At 46.0% G+C, this 18,326-nt stretch carries 17 protein-coding genes; 13 read left to right on the top strand and 4 right to left on the bottom strand.

What is annotated here, in order from left to right:
• The 7 genes from K2Y22_06655 to K2Y22_06625 all read left to right on the top strand — a co-directional run.
• Positions 1 to 719: hypothetical protein (locus K2Y22_06655; GenBank protein ID MBX9878125.1), on the top strand; the 719-nt coding region annotated here is incomplete at its 5' end.
• Between the two features lie 167 nt (positions 720 to 886).
• Positions 887 to 2,077, top strand: a complete 1,191-nt coding sequence (locus tag K2Y22_06650) for a cupin-like domain-containing protein (GenBank protein ID MBX9878124.1) — start codon at positions 887 to 889, stop codon at positions 2,075 to 2,077.
• Positions 2,078 to 2,353: 276 nt separating this feature from the next.
• Complete coding sequence (locus K2Y22_06645) at positions 2,354 to 2,845, top strand: hypothetical protein (protein ID MBX9878123.1); 492 nt, start codon at positions 2,354 to 2,356, stop codon at positions 2,843 to 2,845.
• 106 nt (positions 2,846 to 2,951) lie between these two features.
• Complete coding sequence (locus K2Y22_06640; GenBank protein ID MBX9878122.1) at positions 2,952 to 3,422, top strand: hypothetical protein; 471 nt, start codon at positions 2,952 to 2,954, stop codon at positions 3,420 to 3,422.
• Between the two features lie 10 nt (positions 3,423 to 3,432).
• On the top strand, positions 3,433 to 3,846 hold the full coding sequence (locus K2Y22_06635; GenBank protein ID MBX9878121.1) for a hypothetical protein: 414 nt from the start codon (positions 3,433 to 3,435) through the stop codon (positions 3,844 to 3,846).
• On the top strand, positions 3,843 to 4,370 hold the full coding sequence (locus K2Y22_06630; protein ID MBX9878120.1) for a hypothetical protein: 528 nt from the start codon (positions 3,843 to 3,845) through the stop codon (positions 4,368 to 4,370). The genes K2Y22_06635 and K2Y22_06630 overlap by 4 nt, the downstream gene beginning before the upstream one ends.
• Positions 4,367 to 5,263: an HTTM domain-containing protein gene (locus K2Y22_06625; GenBank protein MBX9878119.1), complete on the top strand. Its 897-nt coding sequence runs from the start codon at positions 4,367 to 4,369 to the stop codon at positions 5,261 to 5,263. Before K2Y22_06630 ends, K2Y22_06625 begins: the two co-directional genes overlap by 4 nt.
• 51 nt (positions 5,264 to 5,314) lie before the next feature.
• On the opposite strand, the gene K2Y22_06620 is transcribed toward K2Y22_06625, so the two are convergent.
• From K2Y22_06620 to K2Y22_06605, 4 genes are all read right to left on the bottom strand, one after another.
• Positions 5,315 to 8,104 (bottom strand): hypothetical protein, encoded by a 2,790-nt coding sequence (locus tag K2Y22_06620; GenBank protein MBX9878118.1) that lies wholly within the window; start codon positions 8,102 to 8,104, stop codon positions 5,315 to 5,317.
• A 205-nt stretch (positions 8,105 to 8,309) separates the two neighbouring features.
• Entirely contained in the window at positions 8,310 to 9,536 is a 1,227-nt protein-coding gene (locus K2Y22_06615; protein ID MBX9878117.1) for a tetratricopeptide repeat protein, read from the bottom strand.
• Positions 9,537 to 10,310: a c-type cytochrome gene (locus tag K2Y22_06610; protein MBX9878116.1), complete on the bottom strand. Its 774-nt coding sequence runs from the start codon at positions 10,308 to 10,310 to the stop codon at positions 9,537 to 9,539. It abuts the gene before it with no gap.
• Between the two features lie 5 nt (positions 10,311 to 10,315).
• Positions 10,316 to 11,230, bottom strand: coding sequence for a cbb3-type cytochrome c oxidase subunit II (locus K2Y22_06605; protein ID MBX9878115.1), 915 nt, complete (start codon positions 11,228 to 11,230; stop codon positions 10,316 to 10,318).
• 116 nt (positions 11,231 to 11,346) lie between these two features.
• On the opposite strand from K2Y22_06605, the gene K2Y22_06600 reads away from it, so the two are divergent.
• From K2Y22_06600 to K2Y22_06575, 6 genes are read left to right on the top strand one after another with little or no spacing between them, the layout of a single operon-like run.
• Entirely contained in the window at positions 11,347 to 11,931 is a 585-nt protein-coding gene (locus K2Y22_06600) for a hypothetical protein (protein ID MBX9878114.1), read from the top strand.
• A complete protein-coding gene (locus K2Y22_06595) occupies positions 11,928 to 12,863 on the top strand; it encodes an HTTM domain-containing protein (GenBank protein MBX9878113.1) in 936 nt (311 codons plus the stop codon). Before K2Y22_06600 ends, K2Y22_06595 begins: the two co-directional genes overlap by 4 nt.
• Positions 12,860 to 14,833 (top strand): tetratricopeptide repeat protein, encoded by a 1,974-nt coding sequence (locus K2Y22_06590; GenBank protein MBX9878112.1) that lies wholly within the window; start codon positions 12,860 to 12,862, stop codon positions 14,831 to 14,833. Before K2Y22_06595 ends, K2Y22_06590 begins: the two co-directional genes overlap by 4 nt.
• Before the next feature lie 10 nt (positions 14,834 to 14,843).
• Positions 14,844 to 16,478 carry a tetratricopeptide repeat protein gene (locus K2Y22_06585; protein MBX9878111.1) on the top strand — a complete coding sequence of 545 codons (1,635 nt, stop codon included), beginning with the start codon at positions 14,844 to 14,846 and terminating at the stop codon, positions 16,476 to 16,478.
• Positions 16,462 to 17,016, top strand: coding sequence for a hypothetical protein (locus tag K2Y22_06580; GenBank protein MBX9878110.1), 555 nt, complete (start codon positions 16,462 to 16,464; stop codon positions 17,014 to 17,016). Before K2Y22_06585 ends, K2Y22_06580 begins: the two co-directional genes overlap by 17 nt.
• Positions 17,013 to 18,221, top strand: coding sequence for an HTTM domain-containing protein (locus K2Y22_06575; protein MBX9878109.1), 1,209 nt, complete (start codon positions 17,013 to 17,015; stop codon positions 18,219 to 18,221). The genes K2Y22_06580 and K2Y22_06575 overlap by 4 nt, the downstream gene beginning before the upstream one ends.
• Positions 18,222 to 18,326: the final 105 nt, after the last annotated feature.

The raw sequence follows: 18,326 nt of genomic DNA, 5'->3' as shown, positions 1-18,326 counted from the left end.
CGCCGACTCCAACGCCGACGCCGACTCCAACGCCGACGCCGACTCCAACGCCGACGCCGACTCCAACGCCGACGCCGCTTCGTGGTGAAGTGAAGTTGGATGAATACGTTCACATGCTGCCACCAACGGATTACATTCATCCAAATACGCTGGAGCAGCTGAGAGCGAAAGGCGAAACATGCCAATGGTGCGACAGAGGTTGCCCAGAGGATCCATGTGGCTGTCGACCTAAGCCGTCAGATGACTTCGTTGAGGCTCATGCCGATGTCGAAGTTTCATTTGGTCAACGCAGACTAATAGAAGCGTCTACGAACATGACAGTAAATGCTTCCGGAGTTCAGGTAAAAGTGAACAAAGGAAACATTGTCTTTGTGAGTAGTTCAGAACGCACTTTGCGTATAAAGAGTCTGTGGGGAACTTCTACCGTCTACTACAATTACAGGAAGTACACGGTTCAAGACGGCGTGGAACTGACTATCGGTATTGACGATTGCGATAACGTTGCAAGACGTCGGGTGAAAAGAACCAACGACCCAATGGTAACGTTTGCTGAATTCTCGATCCATTCGCTGTGGTGCGAAAGCCAATTGTTCAAACGATTGGCTGAGTCCGCACGCGGTACAGACGAGAGGAAGGTAATCGATAAGATCCTCAAGAATGCAGCTATCATCTTTACTGTGTTATGTTCGCATGGACCATACACAATAAGGAAACGCTAGAAGCAACTGCATTTCGGTAGCCAGCGGTTCGCAATACTGACGTACGTAGCAGCGGTAAAGGTTAGTACAACTTGCAAAAGTTGTGCACTTAGCCGCTGCTGCGTTGTCCGTGTTGGTATTGGTTCGGATAACTCTACTAATTACTACTATCAACAAGGAAGCCGAACATGAATAATGCAACACAACAAAATACGAACCGCGTAAATCCGCAATGGGATCCTGCTTTGGACAAATGGTTAAAGGAAAACCTGGAAGCTAAATGTGATCCCAACGAGCTGACAGACATTTTGTTGAAGAAGGGCTATGCTCGCGAAACAATTCAAATACATATGGCCACAGCGTGTGGTTGGCAGCAATGGGCCGCTCTTAATTTACTGCTGCAAAAAGATGCCAACGACCTAATAAACATCATGGTAAGTTCTGGTGTGAAGAACACTGATGCTCAACATATCGTTCAGCAGCAGCAAAAGATTCTTGAAGATAATGCCGCGCATCCGTTTATTCAGGCAGCGCTTTCCTTGGGCCGCAAACTTAATAAACAAGAATGGGTGCTAAAGACAGTCAGCGAAATGAATGATTTGTCTGAAAGCGCTACAGAGGTTCCACGTCGATCAAATCTTTCATCGGACGAATTCCGGGAGCAATACTATGCGGCCAACCGTCCGGTAGTAGTAACTGACGGACTGAAAAACTGGAAAGCCATGGAACTTTGGACACCCGATTTTCTCAAGGAACGTTTCGGAAATCTCAATGTAGCAATACAGAAAAATCGCCAGAGCGATAAGCATTATCAACGAAATGACAATATCCTTCGCACGAATATTTCGCTTGCCGAATATGTCGATTTGGTTAAATCAGCAGGGAAAACCAATGATTATTACCTGACGGCAAATGATTCGGCGAAGTCTAATCGGCCGCTACTTGAGGCATTGCAACCAGACATGCAGCCTACGCTTCCTTACCTTGACGGCAACGCGCCAAACAGTACTGGTTTCCTTTGGTTTGGTCCTGCCGGTACAGTTACACCACTGCACCATGACTTGACCAACAACTTCATGGTCCAGGTGCTTGGTAGTAAGCGGGTTAGACTCATCAATGCAATCCAGCAGCCACGACTTGCAAACAACTTGCATTGCTACAGCGATATTGATCTCGATAACATTGACTATGAGCGCTTCCCGGAACTCAAGCACGTCAAAATAATCGATGTCACACTCGAAGCAGGAGAAGCCCTCTTCATTCCGGTCGGCTGGTGGCACCATGTTACCGGACTTGAAGTGAGCATTACCTTCACATTCACAAATTTCAGATATCCCAACGAGTTTACACAAAACTACAACACGTTCAATGAAATCTGAAAATAGCTGTCGGCCGAGTATGGTGGCATTCTTGTATTGTGTTGCTAAATCACCTGCCTAAACATTCGGCAAGAGGGAGTCCAAAGGGTTTTCGCCCAATGGACTTCCTCGTCCGTTTTTTTTAAAATTGTGACTAACTATAAGAAATAGTAAGTGTCCGATAACCTCGTATTATTGATTAACTAGAGGGAAAATTGTGAAGTTCAGCTCTCATAGACGGTATATAGCTAAAGTAGAGAAGTATACTGAGGAAGTACTACCGTGGGAGGGGACATTGTGAGCTTTACTAGAGCATTATTCGGTCTGAGTGCCGTGGCAGCCTTGGTGGTTTCTTCGCTAAATACGCCTGTTTCGGCGCAGCAAAAGAAAGAGTCTGGTGACAAGCAGCCGAAGTACCAGAAGATAGTGCCGAAAGTCGTCAAATTCTCACAGCTCGCCGAGACAAAGTCATTTAGAGAACTGACAGAAGCTCCAAGAGATTTTCCAATTCCTGTTTATCAGGGTCGTTTTGCCGGCGGTTCGGAAAAGACTTCCGATTTAGGTAAGACATCCAGTCTGCAAATTGTTGCTCCTGATAATGTGGAGCGTGTTATCGAATGGTACCGCAGCTCTCTCAAGGCAGCAGGCTGGCGCTTGCAAGAGTCGATTCCTGGCGGAGCTGGAGCAGCCAATATTACAGGTTATAAGACTGGCATGCTCTGCAGAGTTGGACTCCGTGGTACTGCATCGCAGACGGATATCACTCTCAGTGTTACCAGAAAAATGTAGGTTAAACAGTCTAGCCTGTTGCGGATTTCGGTACATGCCGAGAACCTAGGCACGGTCATTGAAATAAGCAATAATGGGTTTAGATCGTTTAGGGGAGTTCGTAGAAATGAGCGGTTGCAAGCGGCAGAAAAGCACAGTTAGATCAAAGGGTGCAGCAACCGTCGAGTTTTCAGTTGCGATTGGCATTGTATTTCTTCTTCTTCTATTTCCTGGTTTAGACCTTTTGTTTATGGGCTTCACCTATAGCACGGGATACCTTCTGCAAAGCGCTCAATTGCGGCAAGCAGCGATGGTTAAGAAGAGCGCAGTTGATGCTGAGATGCTCGCCATCACTACTGCTTGGATGAGCACGGGACCAGGGCAATTCGTCAACAAGGGTCAAAGCCCGCCGACTGCTAAAGTTGAATACAAGTCACGGGTAAATGGTGATTACACTGTTCGAGTCACCACAACCGTCAAATCGAATTCAGTAATGACGATTCCCGGTCTTGCTAATGTCCCTGGTTTGGGAGCGCCGATTGAATACACCTTTACTGGCGAACGGTTGATGGAAAACCCGCTTTACGCAACACAATGACAGGTGCTTTGTGAATAATCGAACTAGAAGAAAACATGGACAAGGAATTACCGAACTCGCATTTGGTTTTCTAATTCTTGTGCCGATACTGCTGCTGTTTTATGACCTGGCTGTCTTTGCTATCTCTAAACAAGCGCTCGACAGTTATGTTAAAGACGTTGCTCGCTCCGCAGCCAACCAAGCAACCGCTAATGCTGCAAACAGTTCTGTGGACGAACTGGTTAGAGACTTCAAGCCGACACCATTTTTGATTTCGCTAACAAAGAAAAAGCTTGATTGGAACACGACTGATCCTAAAGGTGAAAGTGTCACGGTTACTCTGGATTTGAAAGGGAAATTTCCTGTACCGATTCCTGGTTTGCCACAAGACTATACGCTAAGCCAACATCAGACTGAACCTATTGTGGGGATTCCGATGAAATGAATGCATGGCAGCGCATTCGCAAACCGGCTCTTTCTACTTTCATACTTGCTCATATCATTGGATTAACTGCTTATTGTCTACCGTCATCTTTTGCTAGAGATGCGCTTGTATCGCCATTGTTACCGTACATAAGATTTTGCGGTCTTGATCAATCTTGGACGGTATTTGCGCCGAATCCTCCCAAGTGCAGCACGTATCTGTCGGCAGATGTTGAGTTTGCCGATGGTACTAGCAAGGAATGGGAATTTCCTCGAGTGGAAAAACGTACATGGTGGGAAAAAATACCGGCAGAGCGCTATAGGAAATGGGCCAACGATAATATTGGTGATGCAGAACAAGCGGTAGCTTGGCCGGATGCCATTCGCTATATTGCCAGATTGCACAATAGTCAGAGTAATCCGCCGGTATTCATAACCTTGATCAAGCACGAAATCGACACACCCGCACCGGGCAACGCTCAGAAGCGTGAAGAGCATACGTCAGTTATCTACACTGCAAAAGTCAATCCAAAGGATCTTGAATGATCGCTAGTCGAATCACATCAGCTTGGAATAACTTTTGGTTTGCCGAACAATCGCCGACACCTATGGCTGTTTACCGTATTTTTTATGGTGTGATATTACTTTGTACGCTTGTACTTTTGTGGCCGTATACAGATGAGTTTTATGGACCACATGGTGTACTGAGTTTTGAGACATCTAGATTGTACGTGCAGGGACCTTGTCTCGATTTCTTGAATTACTTTTTTGAATCGGCACGGAATACAGGAACACTGTTTAGTAGTGCGTTTGTGTTCGGCATTCTCCTAACGTTAGGATGGCATACGAGACTGAGTGCTTTCCTTGTATTGATAGCTCTGATCGGAATTCATCATCGCAACGTACTAATTCTTAATAGTGGAGACACTTTGCTCCGGCTGGGAGCTTACTACCTTGTATTTTCCAATGCTGGAGAGGCGCTCTCTATTGATCGTTGGAACGCGAAAAGAAATGGACAGGCTGAAATACCAATGAAGAGTCAGTGGCTGCAAAAGTTGTTGCAGTATCAGGTGGCTTTAGTGTATTTCATAGCATTTACCAGTAAGCTGGCCGGCGACACGTGGCTCGATGGGACGGCGGTCTATTATGCGTTGCACGTAGATGAATTTGCTCGCATGCCGGTTTCTTTCATCGCCGATAATTTGTTTTTATCGAAGATACTCACATGGGGAGCGCTCGCCACCGAAGCCTCGATGTTTACTTTGGTCTGGTTCCGAAAGTTCCGCTATTTCGTCTTAGCTGCAGCGATTCTTTTGCACATTGGTATTGATGTAACCATGAACATCCCAATTTTCGAGTGGCTAATGATCGCTTCATTGGTGGTCTTCATTTATCCCGAAGACATGGATCGATTCCTAAAAAAGAAGGCTCTCGATTGAGAGCCTTCTTTCAATTGTGGCGGTTAGCGCCATAATTTGTGGGTCGGTCTGTTAGCAAGGACCTCCGTGGCTGCAGTTCGGGTGGCATTTACCACCGTTGTTGTTATTATTGTTGTTATTGTTATTCGAAGGCGGCGCTGCGTTGTGTGGTTGAGCGCTGATTCCCTTGTGGCGCTTGGCTGCTCTTTCCTGAGCAAGACGAATCTTGCTTGTGTCAGGAGCAAAGGCGCCGGCTCCACCTTCAGGGAAGCATTCACACGGACAGTCAATTGGTCTGGCTCCGTGATACATGCCGGCCTTTAGTGTAGTTGCGCAAGGATCAGGCATATTAGCTTGCGAGCCTTTTCCATTCCAGCCGGCAGATGCGTCTGGTTGGTTGAAGAATTCGCGCAAGCTTAGCTCACCAAGTACGCCCTTGAAACCAGTTGATGGAGTCAAGACATACATTGCCCACCAGCGAACGTCTGTAGCGTTCTGCTCGTTGGTTTGCTGGTTGACGAATGGAGTTGTGTAACCCCAGTCTCCAGCAATGTTGTAGATGCCTTCTCTATTTGGATAGCGGGGTCCAAGATAAGCAACCGTGTTGGTGTCCTTGTCGAAGGGATTGTCCGAACGCGGCGTATCTTTGTCGAGCGCTTCACCAATCGGTTTACCATCCGGCTTAAGTGCCGCATAGTCTCTTACTTCAGGAGCATTATCCAGTTTGCAGATAAGCGCTGGTTTGGTCGGATCGTTTGGTCTTGTTCCTGCCATAAAATAAACAGCTCTTCCCATTGGGAGTTGCGGATTATTGTTTGGCACAAATTGAGTTAGGTCTTTTACGACGTCTTCAGCTGTATAGGATTCCAATCCGTGACCCATCTGGTGAATTCGTGTCAACAGTCTGGATAGGATGGCATCCGTGTACATTTTGTGTTCTTCATTACGTTGACCTGCGCCTACCATTGAAGCAACAGACCATGGTCCTCCATTAACTACACCTGGAACACCATTCGGGAATAGAAAATCAGTAACTGTGCCTTCGTTGGCGAAGGTTGCAGGATTACCGATTGTCAATTTAACCCCACGTGGTCCTCTGACCATCATCATTCCGGAGAACAATTGCGCTGGGTGAGTCTTGTCGTTCAACCACTCATAAACGAGAGGTTTCTGATTTGCTTGGAATGGATCATTCCAACCATTTCTGAATCCAAGTTGACTGTCACTTTGGCACAACTTGACGCCCATCTTGTTGTTGCCATCCGCTACTAGCGGACCGGCAGACCAGATGTGTGGGTGAGCTGTGCTTCCGTAGACGGTCTTGTTGTCGTCGTGTGGGCCATATATGTTGATCTGCTGTGTGTACCATTCATCAGCAATCAAGTCCGTGTTTGGTCTTGGTATGCCGATCATTGTGTGATCAACTGGTTTGCAGTTGCTCGGGTTCAGATATTTCTTCAAATCATCTGTGTTTGTAACATCTTTGCTTACATATGAATTTGGCAATGGTGCGTTCAAACACTCCCAACGATTGCCACCACCCAAATCTGTGGTTGGTTCAGCATCGGGAACAGTACCATCAGCAATTTTGCTGTAATAAGTATCTTCAATTGCTAACTGTGTGCCCCATACAAAACTTGCATTGTCTGCAGTTTTGAGTGGTGGTCTGCTTGGATTTGCCGGGTCTTTTACAAGAAGTACTGGGCTATCCATCAAAGCGACGATAGCATCGCCTTTCGATCCGGGAGGTCCATCTGAGTTTGAGCGTGCATAAAGCATTTCAAAATTCAAATATTCAATTGCGTGCAAGCCGCGCGGTGGAATTTGCGGACGAGCAACCGTTTGGGCAGATGCAACTCTAAATTCACCACCGCCTTGCTGCATGGCACGGTAGTTAGCTACGCGTACCACACCAGGAATGCTGACGGAGCGTGAATCCAAGTCGCCTGATTCACCGTAGCTGGTCAGTTCGACCATGCCAACAGTGTTCTCTCCTTCTTTCTTAGCTTCAAGTTGTGCTTGAACCATGAAAGTATTAGGAACTAGATTGTCCGCGTTTTGGCTGCCTACGCTGTTTTTGTCGCTAGCTTTGAAGGCGCTTTGCGAGATCAAGTGAGGCTTGCCTGATAGCGGAACAAAGGTGTATCTCAAGCCGGAGCTTAATTCGATGTCCTTGTAACCAGGAATGGCGCCGTTAGCACCTAAGCCAAGCTTGTTCCAAGTTTCATCGGTTAGCCCCTCCGGTCTTTGCGAATCTTTCAAGAAAACATTGGATGAGCTGCCTTTGTCGCAATAGGCAACATCCCATGTTCCTGTAACTTTGGTAGTTTTGCTGTGAGTTGCGCTACGTCCAAGTTCACGAGCTTCGTTGGCAGTAGCGAAGTCAACGAAGGCAGTTTTCAAATCGGGACAATCGGACAATTTGGTTTTGAGAGCTTTCGATACGTCGCCGGCAACGGTTGCCATCTTAACGGCATTCTGTCTGGCTTCTTCAGCAGCGGAGCCACGCAAGGTAGGGTTCTTGGAGTTGGCCATTGCTTCGTAGTTGAGACCGACTAATAGAGCTGCGCCCCAAACGGAGTTGATGTTGCGCAAATTGATTTCATCTTTATTAGCGCCGTCACCGACACCTTTGAAATAAGAAACAGCTTCCGGCGAAACATCGCTCAACTTAATTGACGGTTTCGTCAGAACAGTTTTCGCGACGTTCAATGCGCCCGCGTCAGCCGCGTTGGCGAATTCTTTCTGGCCTCCCTGAACCATCACGAAGTAGAACAGTCCAAGACCGATGATTACCACAAGAACTGCTAAAGCAATTACAAGCGGTAAGCTCGCGCCAGACTGAGTATGCCTCTTTCTCATGGTGCTAGTACTCCTGTACAAACCAAATCTATAAAAACGCAAACGAGATCCCTACAAATTACGACAAACGCCATTTGCCGCAAATCGCTTTTCTTTTCCCCTGTCGTTTAGTAAGAACGCTCCCTGGGTGAACTTTTTCTCATACTTGCCAATATACCAGGTTAAGCGGTTTTCATCAAGGGTGGTTCTTTAGATGTGAAGTGGCTCAAAAATGAATGCTGTTGAAAAGCTTCAATAGCGCATTATTCTTCTCTTCTGAGACTTTTTTCTCCATTGCTGTCAAGCGTGAGACAATCTCCAAATCCGAGTGTTTCAAAGTATAGGCTTTTCGATAATTTTCAAGAGCCTTTTCATTTTGATAAAGCAGCTCATAATCTTCGCCGATTCTTAGATATGCGCGGGCATATGACGGGTCGATTGCTAAACCCTGGCGGTAGAAGGTCATAGCCCTTTGAGGTTGCTTGAGTCTGTCGTAAATGTCGCCAATACAAAAGAGATATTTTGCCTGGTGCCCGGTACCTTTTAATTCATTTGATATCTTTTCAATGGAACTTGAAATTGAACTGTCGGTTGCACCGGACTTTTGAGCCGCGTGTATAAGGCTGATAACTTTATCCTTGTCGTCGTCCAATTCATTTATGTTGTTGACGTCGACCCCGATGATTCCCAGAGCTGCCTCAAAGGCTAATTCGGGGGACCCGGACTTTTCCGCTTCTTGAATTAACAACTTATTGAGACTTTTATTTAGCGAGTCGTATTTAAACCCGCTGATGAGAGCATGCAGTGCCTCTTTGTCTTTACCTAGAGCGACTAGTGCTTGTGCTTGCGCCGCATAGGCTTCGCTGTAGTCGGATTTCAAACTCAACGCGTGATTTGCCTGCTCGAGGGCTTCCGGATATTTGTGAGACAACATGCAAGCGCGCGAGTAGGCGACATACACTTCCGGATCTTTTGGATCAGAAGCTTGCGCTTTTGGCAGATATTTAATAGCTTCTGGCAAATTGTTTTGCTTTAAAAGCAAATTGCATTTTCCCATTATTATGTCGTGAGATTTTGGAAAACGTTTTTCCGCGTCATTGAGTATTTTCATTGCTTCGGACGGTTTGCGATGCCGGTATTTTTCATTGGCTAAAGAAAGCCAAATGGACGGCTGCTTATTGTCAATTTTGAGAGCTTGTTCGTATTGCGCTGCTGCTAATTCGCCAAGGTTGTAGATGGAATAATAACGACCCAAAATAATATGAGCTTTTAAATTCTTAGGATGTGTTCGGACAAATTCAATAAGCTCGCTGGCTTGTTTGCCGTCAAGCTTGCCGGAGTCAATTAACTGCTCGGTGCGATTTAAGTCGAATTGATTGGCGGCACTAACTGACGTCAATGTCATGGCTAAAGAGATGGGCAGGATTATTGTCTTTGCAGTTGGCAGTGTCATTTACTTTTGCTCGCTCGGATTGGAATTGGATTTTTCAGGATAGTTTGATTTGTAAGCAATGTGGAAGTGACGAACATATCTAGCTAGTTTATCAATGTACTCTTCGTCAAAAACAACATTGTTTGTGCTGTCTTCTCTGTCTAGAAATCCCGGCATTGCTGATGGATAGAGACCTTCGGAAATGTGGATTTTCAACATCGGATCATCACGATCATAAAATCGATTGTATTGATGGAAGTTGGCCGGCAAGGGATCCAGGTTGTGCGAAAGCGGGCCGTCGCCATAACCTTTGAGTCCGTGGCAATCGGCACAGTTGGCGCCGAATACTTCTTTGATGCTTGCTAATTCTGCAGTGGATAAGGGCGGTGAGTTAAACGACCTTATGTAAAAAACCAAGTCCCAAATTTCACGTCGTGATGTCGTTGTGCCCAGAATCGGGTGATCCCAATTCTTCAATCCGTAAGTCAATAATTTGTACTGGTAAATTGGTGTTTCTTCGGCAAGTTTCCCGTTAGGGTCTGTCATATCTTGATTGGCTCGCCCGCCTACGCCATGACCGCCGTCGCCGTGACATTCTGCGCATTTAAGTCTTTCGTAGACAACTTTTCCGTCGGCAATTGAGGGATTGTAGTCAGGGAAAATGACTGGCTGACTTTTTGATTGTTCCTCTTCGGCAAGTTTCTTTTCACTGCCATCAAGCTTTAGATCCTGTGTGCAGGCTGTGAGCAAAGATGTAATTGCAATTAGGAGGATAGGGGAGAATTTGCGATTCATCTATGTTATTCAACTTCCTTGAATGGTGGGTTCCAGACGTGCTGAACGTGTTCCATTTCCATTTGCATTCGATCAATTTGTTTGGTCGAATCCACAACCTCTTCATGGTCTTGTGGGAATCGTTTGATGTAGGCAATTAAGTACCAGCGTTGTTCCGGTGTTAGGTTTTCGCCCCAATGCGGCATCCTTGTGCCAGGTACGCCTTCACTAATTCGGTAGTACCAGAAAGCATCATCGTATTGTTTGTAGAAAGGCCGCGTAAAATTGGCTGGCTTTGTCTCCATCGATAAGGCATCCGGTCCATTGCCACGCCCCGTCAGTCCATGGCAGGTTGCGCAGTTCTGGGCATATAAGCCTTTGCCGACATTGGCGACGGCATCGGAATTAGTATCGACCTTCTTTGCAGCCAAAATAGGTGAATACTCTTCAGGAGCTTGCACAAACTTTTCAACAGGACGATTCGCGCCAAGAATTTGTATATATGCCACCAAGTCACGCATGTCTTCAATTGAGAGATAACTGAAACTTGGCATTATCGATCCCGGCTTTAATGCACGTGGATTGATTAAGTGCGCTTTCTGCCATCCGTTAGGATGCTTGCCGCCTTCATTTGTAAGATCGGGTCCGGTGCGAGCGGTGCCTAATTGGTGCGGTGTTTCTTCGCAATAGTCGCCGGCAGCAACCAGTGGACCCATGCCTCTGTCCTGTAGACGAGTCATTTGACTGTGACAGTAAAAACAACCTTCGCGGATGTAGACCTGGCGCCCGCGAATCGGATCAGCTTTTGTTTCAGAAACGTAAATGTTGCCGTGACCGGTGGGTTTTGGATTGAACAAAATCATCGGCATGAGAACAGTAGCTACTACTGCTGCAAAAAACAGTATTAGAACTCCAATAGCGCCGAGGCGATAGCCTCTCATTGTTCAGACCTCAATGTCACGAGCATTAATATTATCAGTTTCGCTTATCTGCATTGCTAACGGTTGGATTTCAAGCGGGAATTTGCAAGAGCGCAAGCTTGTGAGAAGATGGGTCAATGCAGGCTCAAGCGACCCAACAGAATCAAGTGCAAAATATCCGGCGCAGTTTAAGCTACGCGTTTATCAATCTGTTTATAGTTGTATGGACAGTAGCCGCCTTCATTATGTGTTCGCCGCCTTCAGTTTGCCATGATGTTTTGGTAGCGGCGATTAAGCCTCCTTTCCTATATATGGGCCTCTATCAATTCTTTTGGATGTATGCTCCTGATCCGCCGAAGGTTTATACCATTCATATCGGTGCCGATATTTTGTATGCCGACGGTACGGAAAAGTCTTGGGAATTTCCTCGACTCCAAGACTACAAAAAAGACTTCTATTTGCACCAGAGCAAACATCGCTACTATCAATGGAAATACTATCTGTTTGATCCGGTTGGCAATGCGGAAATTTTGCCTGATGCGGCGTTATTTGCTGCGCGCAAGAATAATGCAGATCCGAAAAACCCGCCTGTGAGAGTCGTTTTGTATAACGTCACGGAAAGAACCTTGCTGCCAGGTAGAGAAGATACAGGTGAAGTTAAAACCGACTCTCTGCAAAAAGACATGTTTTTTACGTACCACATCAAACCGGGAGAGCTGTGATTACACTGCAACAGTTTTTCAAAGCTTGGAATGACTTTTGGTTTAAGCCGGAGTCGCCAATTCCTGCTGCTGTCTTTCGCATCTTGTTTGGATTGATTGTTTTGCAATTGAGTTGGTACTTGCACGGTGATTTTCAATGGTATTTCGGACCCAAGGCAATTATTTCACAGGCAGCAAATATTGCCTGGAACGGTGGCGCGCGCCTCAATGCCTTCGATTGGCTGCCTGCAACTGCAGCATCTGCCGAATTTCTCTTTGCGGTGTTTGTAGTCGCGGCGTTTTGTTTGACTATAGGATTTTGCACAAGACTCAGTGCCGTAATTGTTTACTTGGGCTTGATCTCAATTGATGCCCGCAACTCACTCATCTTTACAGGCGCGGATAATGTAATGCGTGTCGAGTCGTTTCTACTTATCTTCAGTCAATGCGGACAGGCACTGTCGGTAGACTTGCTTATCAAACGCTGGTTGAAGAAGGAGCCTTTATGGGCGCCGCCTGACGCAGTAAATCCCTGGGCGCTGCGCCTGTTGCAGGTGCAAATAGCGTTAGTTTATTGGGCGGCTTACTCCGCAAAAATTTGTGGGCAGACGTGGATAGATGGAACTGCTGTTTACTACATCACGCATATTATCGAAGAAAACAAATATGCTCTGCCGTATTTGTACGATCATTTATGGACTGCGCGTATTCTTAGTTGGCTTACGTTGGTCGGTGAATTCGCGCTGTGTATTTTGATTTGGATCAAGGATTTGCGTTTGCCGATTGTAATAGGTGGCATCATCATGCACCTCTTCTTCGACTTCACGCTCATAATTCCGCAATTCCAAACAATTATGATTGCGAGCCTCATGTGCTTCATCGAACCGTCAACGTATGAAAAACTGTGGCGTGCGGTAAAGCCGAAGTTCGTCTCTAAAGCGGAGGTACTGTGAAACTCAAGTTCGTCATACCCACCTTTGGTCTTGCATTGCTGACTTCCTGCACCCCAGCGCCACCGGCTGATCCGCTTTCCGAGGTGCAAAAGGCGGAAGCTTCCGGCGACTTACCTCGCGCGGAGAAGTTGTTGGCAGACATTGCTATGTCAGGTGAAGCCAAGAAAGATTGGTCTACGACTCAGCACGCCTGTTACGCGCTTGCGCGCGTGTATCGCGAAGCCGGTCAACCGGACAAAGCTATTCCTTACTACATCAAATTCATTGACATAAAGAAGAACGAACCAGCCGGCACTTACCACGGCATGGCGTGGAATCTGACAGAGTTAGGAGATCTCTACGCTGCAGCAGGTCAGTGGACATTGGCCATTCCAACTTACAAAGAAGCACTCGACAAGTTGTACGAGTACGCCCGTACTCCAGATACGATTCACGTGTTGAATAAGTTGGCGGTTTGCTATTGGAAAGACAACGACGAAAGCACTGCCAAGCTTAAGTTCGAACAAGCCAAGAAAAATTACGAGCAGTCTATTGCTATGCCGTCGCTTGAACGTAAGCGATCATTCCTTGATGTTACTTACGCCATGATGCTAGATGAATGGGCGCAATTATCAAAGTCCGAAGACATTGCCAAACAGGCTGATTCAATTTGGTCGGAGTTGCGCAAACAAATGCATCTGAGCAATGTTGCGAAAAAACAGACCGTCATAGAATCCGTTGCGAAGCATCTTTGCCAGTCGGGAAAATCACTTGATGCAATGTTCCTTTATGACTGGCTGAACGAAAAGGACATTTCGCATGTGTGGACATTGCGTACGTCATGTCAGCGCGAGAGTAAAAAGCACTATAGCTTAAGTACTACCGACGCGAAAGAAAATCCGTATCTCAAACAATTCACGCTTCTGAAAACCCCACAGGATTGCTTTGATAATCGTCAGAATCTTTGTCAAAACTATGCCTGGTCTGTTCCTGACGAGGCAGCTATAGAGGTTCTGCTGTCTGCTCAGCCGCTAGTTGAAATTGGTGCGGGCACAGGTTATTGGGCGGGGCTGGTGAAAAATGCCGGTGGCGACATCGTTGCTTTTGATGTTGCTCCTGTTCCATCTAAGGGGAATCAGTGGCATATGACCGCCGGAAAACAATTTTTTGATGTTCAGCCCGGTGATGAAACAGCCGTCAGGCGCTTTAGTGATAGGACATTATTTCTAAGTTGGCCTCCGAATACCAATCGCTGTGGATACAACACGCTGCGACTATTTAGAGGAAAGCGATTTATTTACGTCGGAGAAGGTGAAGGCGGCTGCACCGGCACGCAAGAATTTCACGACTTGTTGAAAAAAGAATGGCATCTAGTTAAGCGTCTGGACATTCCGCAATGGCCCGGTGTCTATGATCAGCTCAGCGTTTATGAACGCAATGTGCCAGTGAAAAGCGACACCGCCTGCAATTTGTCCAAACCACTAGGCGAAAAACTGGCGCTAATAGCTGCTAAGTCTCCGGTTGTATTTGATGATATTTGTACTCTGTTGCGCCGTGGAGTGAAGATTGAATTTGTCAAACGTAACGGTGCTTATTTTGATCAAAAAACCAAGACGATTTACGTATCAACAAAATTCAGCGATAGTCACAAACTTCTGGCTTTATCTCACGAATATGCTCATGCCGTACTGAATCCAACCAATAACCCTATTCCAGGAAAAACAGGACGTAAAGAATTCATTTTGCAGGGCTTCGAGCAGGAAGCGGATGCAGTAATACATGAGTTGATGGCGGCGCAAGAGTTAAAAGCAGCTGGTGTGCCGATAGATAAGGCGACAGAGGAACTACTTACTGCCTATCAGCAAAGTGGTCGCGACGCTGTATTGAGATACATTGATTTATCCAAAAATTCGGCCAACGAAGAAGGTTATATCGAACATTTTAGTCATTGGTACGATGAAACCGTTCCGCGCTCATCGGCGAGACCCTAGGAGTTAGTTAATGCGACATCGATTGTTTTCAACGCTTTTGGTTTGTGCAATTATTGCTCTGCCGCTGATGTCTTGCAGTACAACCACGCATTGCTGGGGCACCGCCTTCTCCGAAGCCGAGACACTTGAGCAAAAAGGAGAACTCGATGCTGCCAGCAAAAAGTGGAGTGATGCTCTTGCGTGTTCTGAAAAATATGGAGAGAAAGATTACAGATACACATTGACTTTGCATAACTTAGCCCAATTGCAAAGCAATCTTGGTCGATACGAAGAAGCGCAGCATAACTTTGAGAAGTTAATTGCTATCGAAGACAAGTATCACAAAGGAGAATTTCTGGGACTCGCCTGGAATTTGTCGGAGTTGGGAGATACGTTTTACCAGCAAGGCAAATACAAGGAAGCCATGGAGGCTTACAAGCGTTCTGCCGATATATCGGAAGTCTCAGGACGGATGATCAGTATGGTGTCCAGCACTCGCAAGCTGGCTGACTCGTTTGTGAAGTTGGACAAGCTTGAGCCGGCGGCTCTTATGTATGGTAAGTCCGCAGCATTCGCCAATGAAGTTATTGGTACTCCGCAATTTGTCGATTTCAAATATCCTCTTCTTGATCAGTTGGCTCAAGTGGAATCTGATCAAGCTGACTTATGTAATCAGCGCAAGGGTTACAAGAGTGGTCTTAAATTCGCTCTTGAAGCCGAACGGCATTGGGGACAACTCTACGACTTGACTTACGAACAGAAAAGAGAGCCGATGCCACAAGGAAAACTGGGAGTGTTTCTGCGACCAGTTAACAAACGCACCGGCCCACCGGCAACAATGCTTGCGGAAATTGGACCTGACGTCGTAAATACTTTGGAGAAACTTGCTTACTATTACTGTCATGCAGGCAAATATGCAGAGGCTGAATTATTGTTCGGCAGAATCATCGAGATTTTCAATCAAGTATCGGCAGTTGATAAAGATCTTTTGGTAAAGCGCGATGATTTCATATCGGAAGTCTATCGCAGCTGGCATGCTTGTCATAAGGCTCCTGCTGGATTTATGGAAGCAGAAGAACATTTTCGCCAACAAAATCCAAGCCTACAAAAGGTTGACAATCCGTTTTTGGCAGAGTTTTCCGGCATTAGACATTTGCAGGACTTTTACGAGAAGCGTGTCCACATGCCCCAGGAGTATGCTTGGGCAATTCCAAATTCTGAAGCGTTACTTGAATTGAAAAAATACCAACCCATTTTAGAAGCTGGCGCAGGAACAGGGTATTGGGCTTCGCTGCTGAAGAAGATGGGAGTGGATATTATTGCGTATGACGTTGTCCCTGTTCCCGCTAAAAATAATGCATGGCATTTTAGAGCCAAGAAAAGCTGGTCGGAAGTTTTGGCAGGCGACGAAAGCGTTGTAGAAAAGCATCCGGAAAGAACATTATTTATTTGCTGGCCACCCGGCGAAGACCCTTTTGCATTTCAAGCTCTATCCAAATACAAAGGAAAGACATTTATTTATATCGGTGAAGGACCTGGTGGTTGCAACGGAAACAAAGACTTCTTTTTGTTATTGGCAAAAGATTGGAAACTGAAAAATGTCGTAGTCATTCCACAATGGCCAGGCATTTATGATGCAATGTGTGTGTATGAAAGAAAACACTAATTACTCATTTGATTTAGCAAGGCGCATTGCCCTCAGCTGTGTTGCAGCTATGTTTATTATCTTGGGAGTTACTTTCGGTTCGCCCTATTCGCCTTTGACTTTATCTTGGATTAGTTTATTCAGACCCTTGTTTAGTTGTGTTGGACTATGCAATAACTTTGGTGTGTTTGCACCTGATCCCGCTCAGTACAATCAACAATTTCGGGCAATCGTAACTTTCGGTGATGGTACGACGACTACCTGGCATTTTCCAAGCTTGGTTGACTATAAAAATAGCGACGTGATGAAGCAGCTCAAACTGCCTTGGGTTGAATGGGAATACTACTTGGTTTGGGATCAGCAGAATGCGGTTTTGCTACCCGATGCCGCCAAATACATTGCCTATATTCATCGAAATCCCAAAAATCAGCCAGTGCAGGTGGAGATATTTAGAGACTATCAATATATTTCAGTGCCTGGAAAAATCGATAAAAGGGCCGGTGTTGCCAAATCTGATTCAGTCTTGAAATATGCCGTACAAGAAGAGGATCTCAAATGACTCTTCGCGAATTATGGCTTGCTTGGAATGAATTTTGGTTTGCCCCAGGGTCTCCAATGCCATTAGCCGTGTTTCGGATAGCTATTGGTGTTTTGGTACTCATCTTTTGCTGGTGGATCTCCCCGGAAGCGACACAATTTTTGGGATTGCACCGAATAGTGCAATCGAGCACTGTAGCGCATTGGATGGGCAGTCCTCAATTTGATGTGTTGTCCCTTTTGCCAAAGGATGATTATTGGATTAGTGCAGCGCTCAACTTATTGGCTTTATCCGGAATTTGTTTGATTCTCGGCGTTTTCTCAAGATTGAACGCTCTAATTGTTTATTTGATTATGCTGGCCTTTGACAGTCGCAATCACTTCGTATTAAACACCGGTATCAAAATCATGATTGTGATGACTCTCTTTCTTGTATTCTCTCGTTGTGGTGAAGCCTTATCGTTCAAGAGAATTGCGAGCGTCTGGCGGAAGAAGAACCCTGATTTTGGTCCGGCCAGGGATGGTAGTGTCTTTGCTCTGCGCTTGATGCAGGTGCAAATGGCACTTGTCTATTGGAGCGCTGGATCATGCAAGCTTCATGGCGCTTCTTGGATGGATGGTACTGCTGTTTACTACGCAGCGCATCTAACACAATTTCAACGTTTTACTTCTCCGCTATTGGATCAATTGTGGTTGTGTAGTCTGCTGAGCTTGGGGACACTAGCTTTTGAGTTGTCATTCCCGTTTCTAATTTGGGTTAAGGAGTTGCGCTATCCGCTTCTCTTTGTAGGCGCTCTCTTTCATGCCGGATTAGATTGGGCAATGGTTATACCGCTATTTCAGCCCGTGATGATGGCCGGATATCTTCCATTTATTGAGGCTAAGGATTTTGGACGCATGTTTGATCTCGTAAGATCTTTAGTCGGCAATATATTTGGAGAAAAGGTACGGGTTGCTTACGACGATAAATCTGCAGTGGCTAGCCGATTAGCAGAAACAGTCCGTCGCCTCGATGTTTTTCATTTGACTCAACTAAAGAGTGGAAGTGCTGATTCAAACAACGGACTTACCGTTTCAATTCGAAGCGAAAAAGTGGGAATGTTGCAGGCGGTTCGTGTCCTTTCTCTTCGTTTGCCGTTATTACTTCCTTTGTATCCGGTCACGTTTGCCCCTGGCATCGAAGTAGTTATGAGGCGAATTTTTCAAACCATGCTGCGAGTCTATTAATTGGACATTGGATTTTGCTTTCTTGGAATACTAGCAAAGATAGTAGAAATACTTCAAAAAAAGAGCCCACTCTCGGTCTGGCTGTACGACTGAGAGTGGGCAACT

The sequence above is a fragment of the Candidatus Obscuribacterales bacterium genome (genome assembly GCA_019744775.1).
GTDB lineage: Bacteria > Cyanobacteriota > Vampirovibrionia > Obscuribacterales > Obscuribacteraceae > SBAT01.
Note: the sequence above shows the minus strand (reverse complement) of the source record. Positions and strands in the feature narration are given on the sequence as shown.

Coding starts and splice junctions, on each gene's coding strand:
- K2Y22_06605 (MBX9878115.1), bottom strand. CDS start 11,230: ATGAGAGGCTATCGCCTCGGCGCTATTGGAGTTCTAATACTGTTTTTT.
- K2Y22_06575 (MBX9878109.1), top strand. CDS start 17,013: ATGACTCTTCGCGAATTATGGCTTGCTTGGAATGAATTTTGGTTTGCC.
- K2Y22_06620 (MBX9878118.1), bottom strand. CDS start 8,104: ATGAGAAAGAGGCATACTCAGTCTGGCGCGAGCTTACCGCTTGTAATT.
- K2Y22_06625 (MBX9878119.1), top strand. CDS start 4,367: ATGATCGCTAGTCGAATCACATCAGCTTGGAATAACTTTTGGTTTGCC.
- K2Y22_06615 (MBX9878117.1), bottom strand. CDS start 9,536: ATGACACTGCCAACTGCAAAGACAATAATCCTGCCCATCTCTTTAGCC.
- K2Y22_06610 (MBX9878116.1), bottom strand. CDS start 10,310: ATGAATCGCAAATTCTCCCCTATCCTCCTAATTGCAATTACATCTTTG.
- K2Y22_06630 (MBX9878120.1), top strand. CDS start 3,843: ATGAATGCATGGCAGCGCATTCGCAAACCGGCTCTTTCTACTTTCATA.
- K2Y22_06600 (MBX9878114.1), top strand. CDS start 11,347: ATGCAGGCTCAAGCGACCCAACAGAATCAAGTGCAAAATATCCGGCGC.
- K2Y22_06640 (MBX9878122.1), top strand. CDS start 2,952: ATGAGCGGTTGCAAGCGGCAGAAAAGCACAGTTAGATCAAAGGGTGCA.
- K2Y22_06650 (MBX9878124.1), top strand. CDS start 887: ATGAATAATGCAACACAACAAAATACGAACCGCGTAAATCCGCAATGG.
- K2Y22_06580 (MBX9878110.1), top strand. CDS start 16,462: ATGAAAGAAAACACTAATTACTCATTTGATTTAGCAAGGCGCATTGCC.
- K2Y22_06585 (MBX9878111.1), top strand. CDS start 14,844: ATGCGACATCGATTGTTTTCAACGCTTTTGGTTTGTGCAATTATTGCT.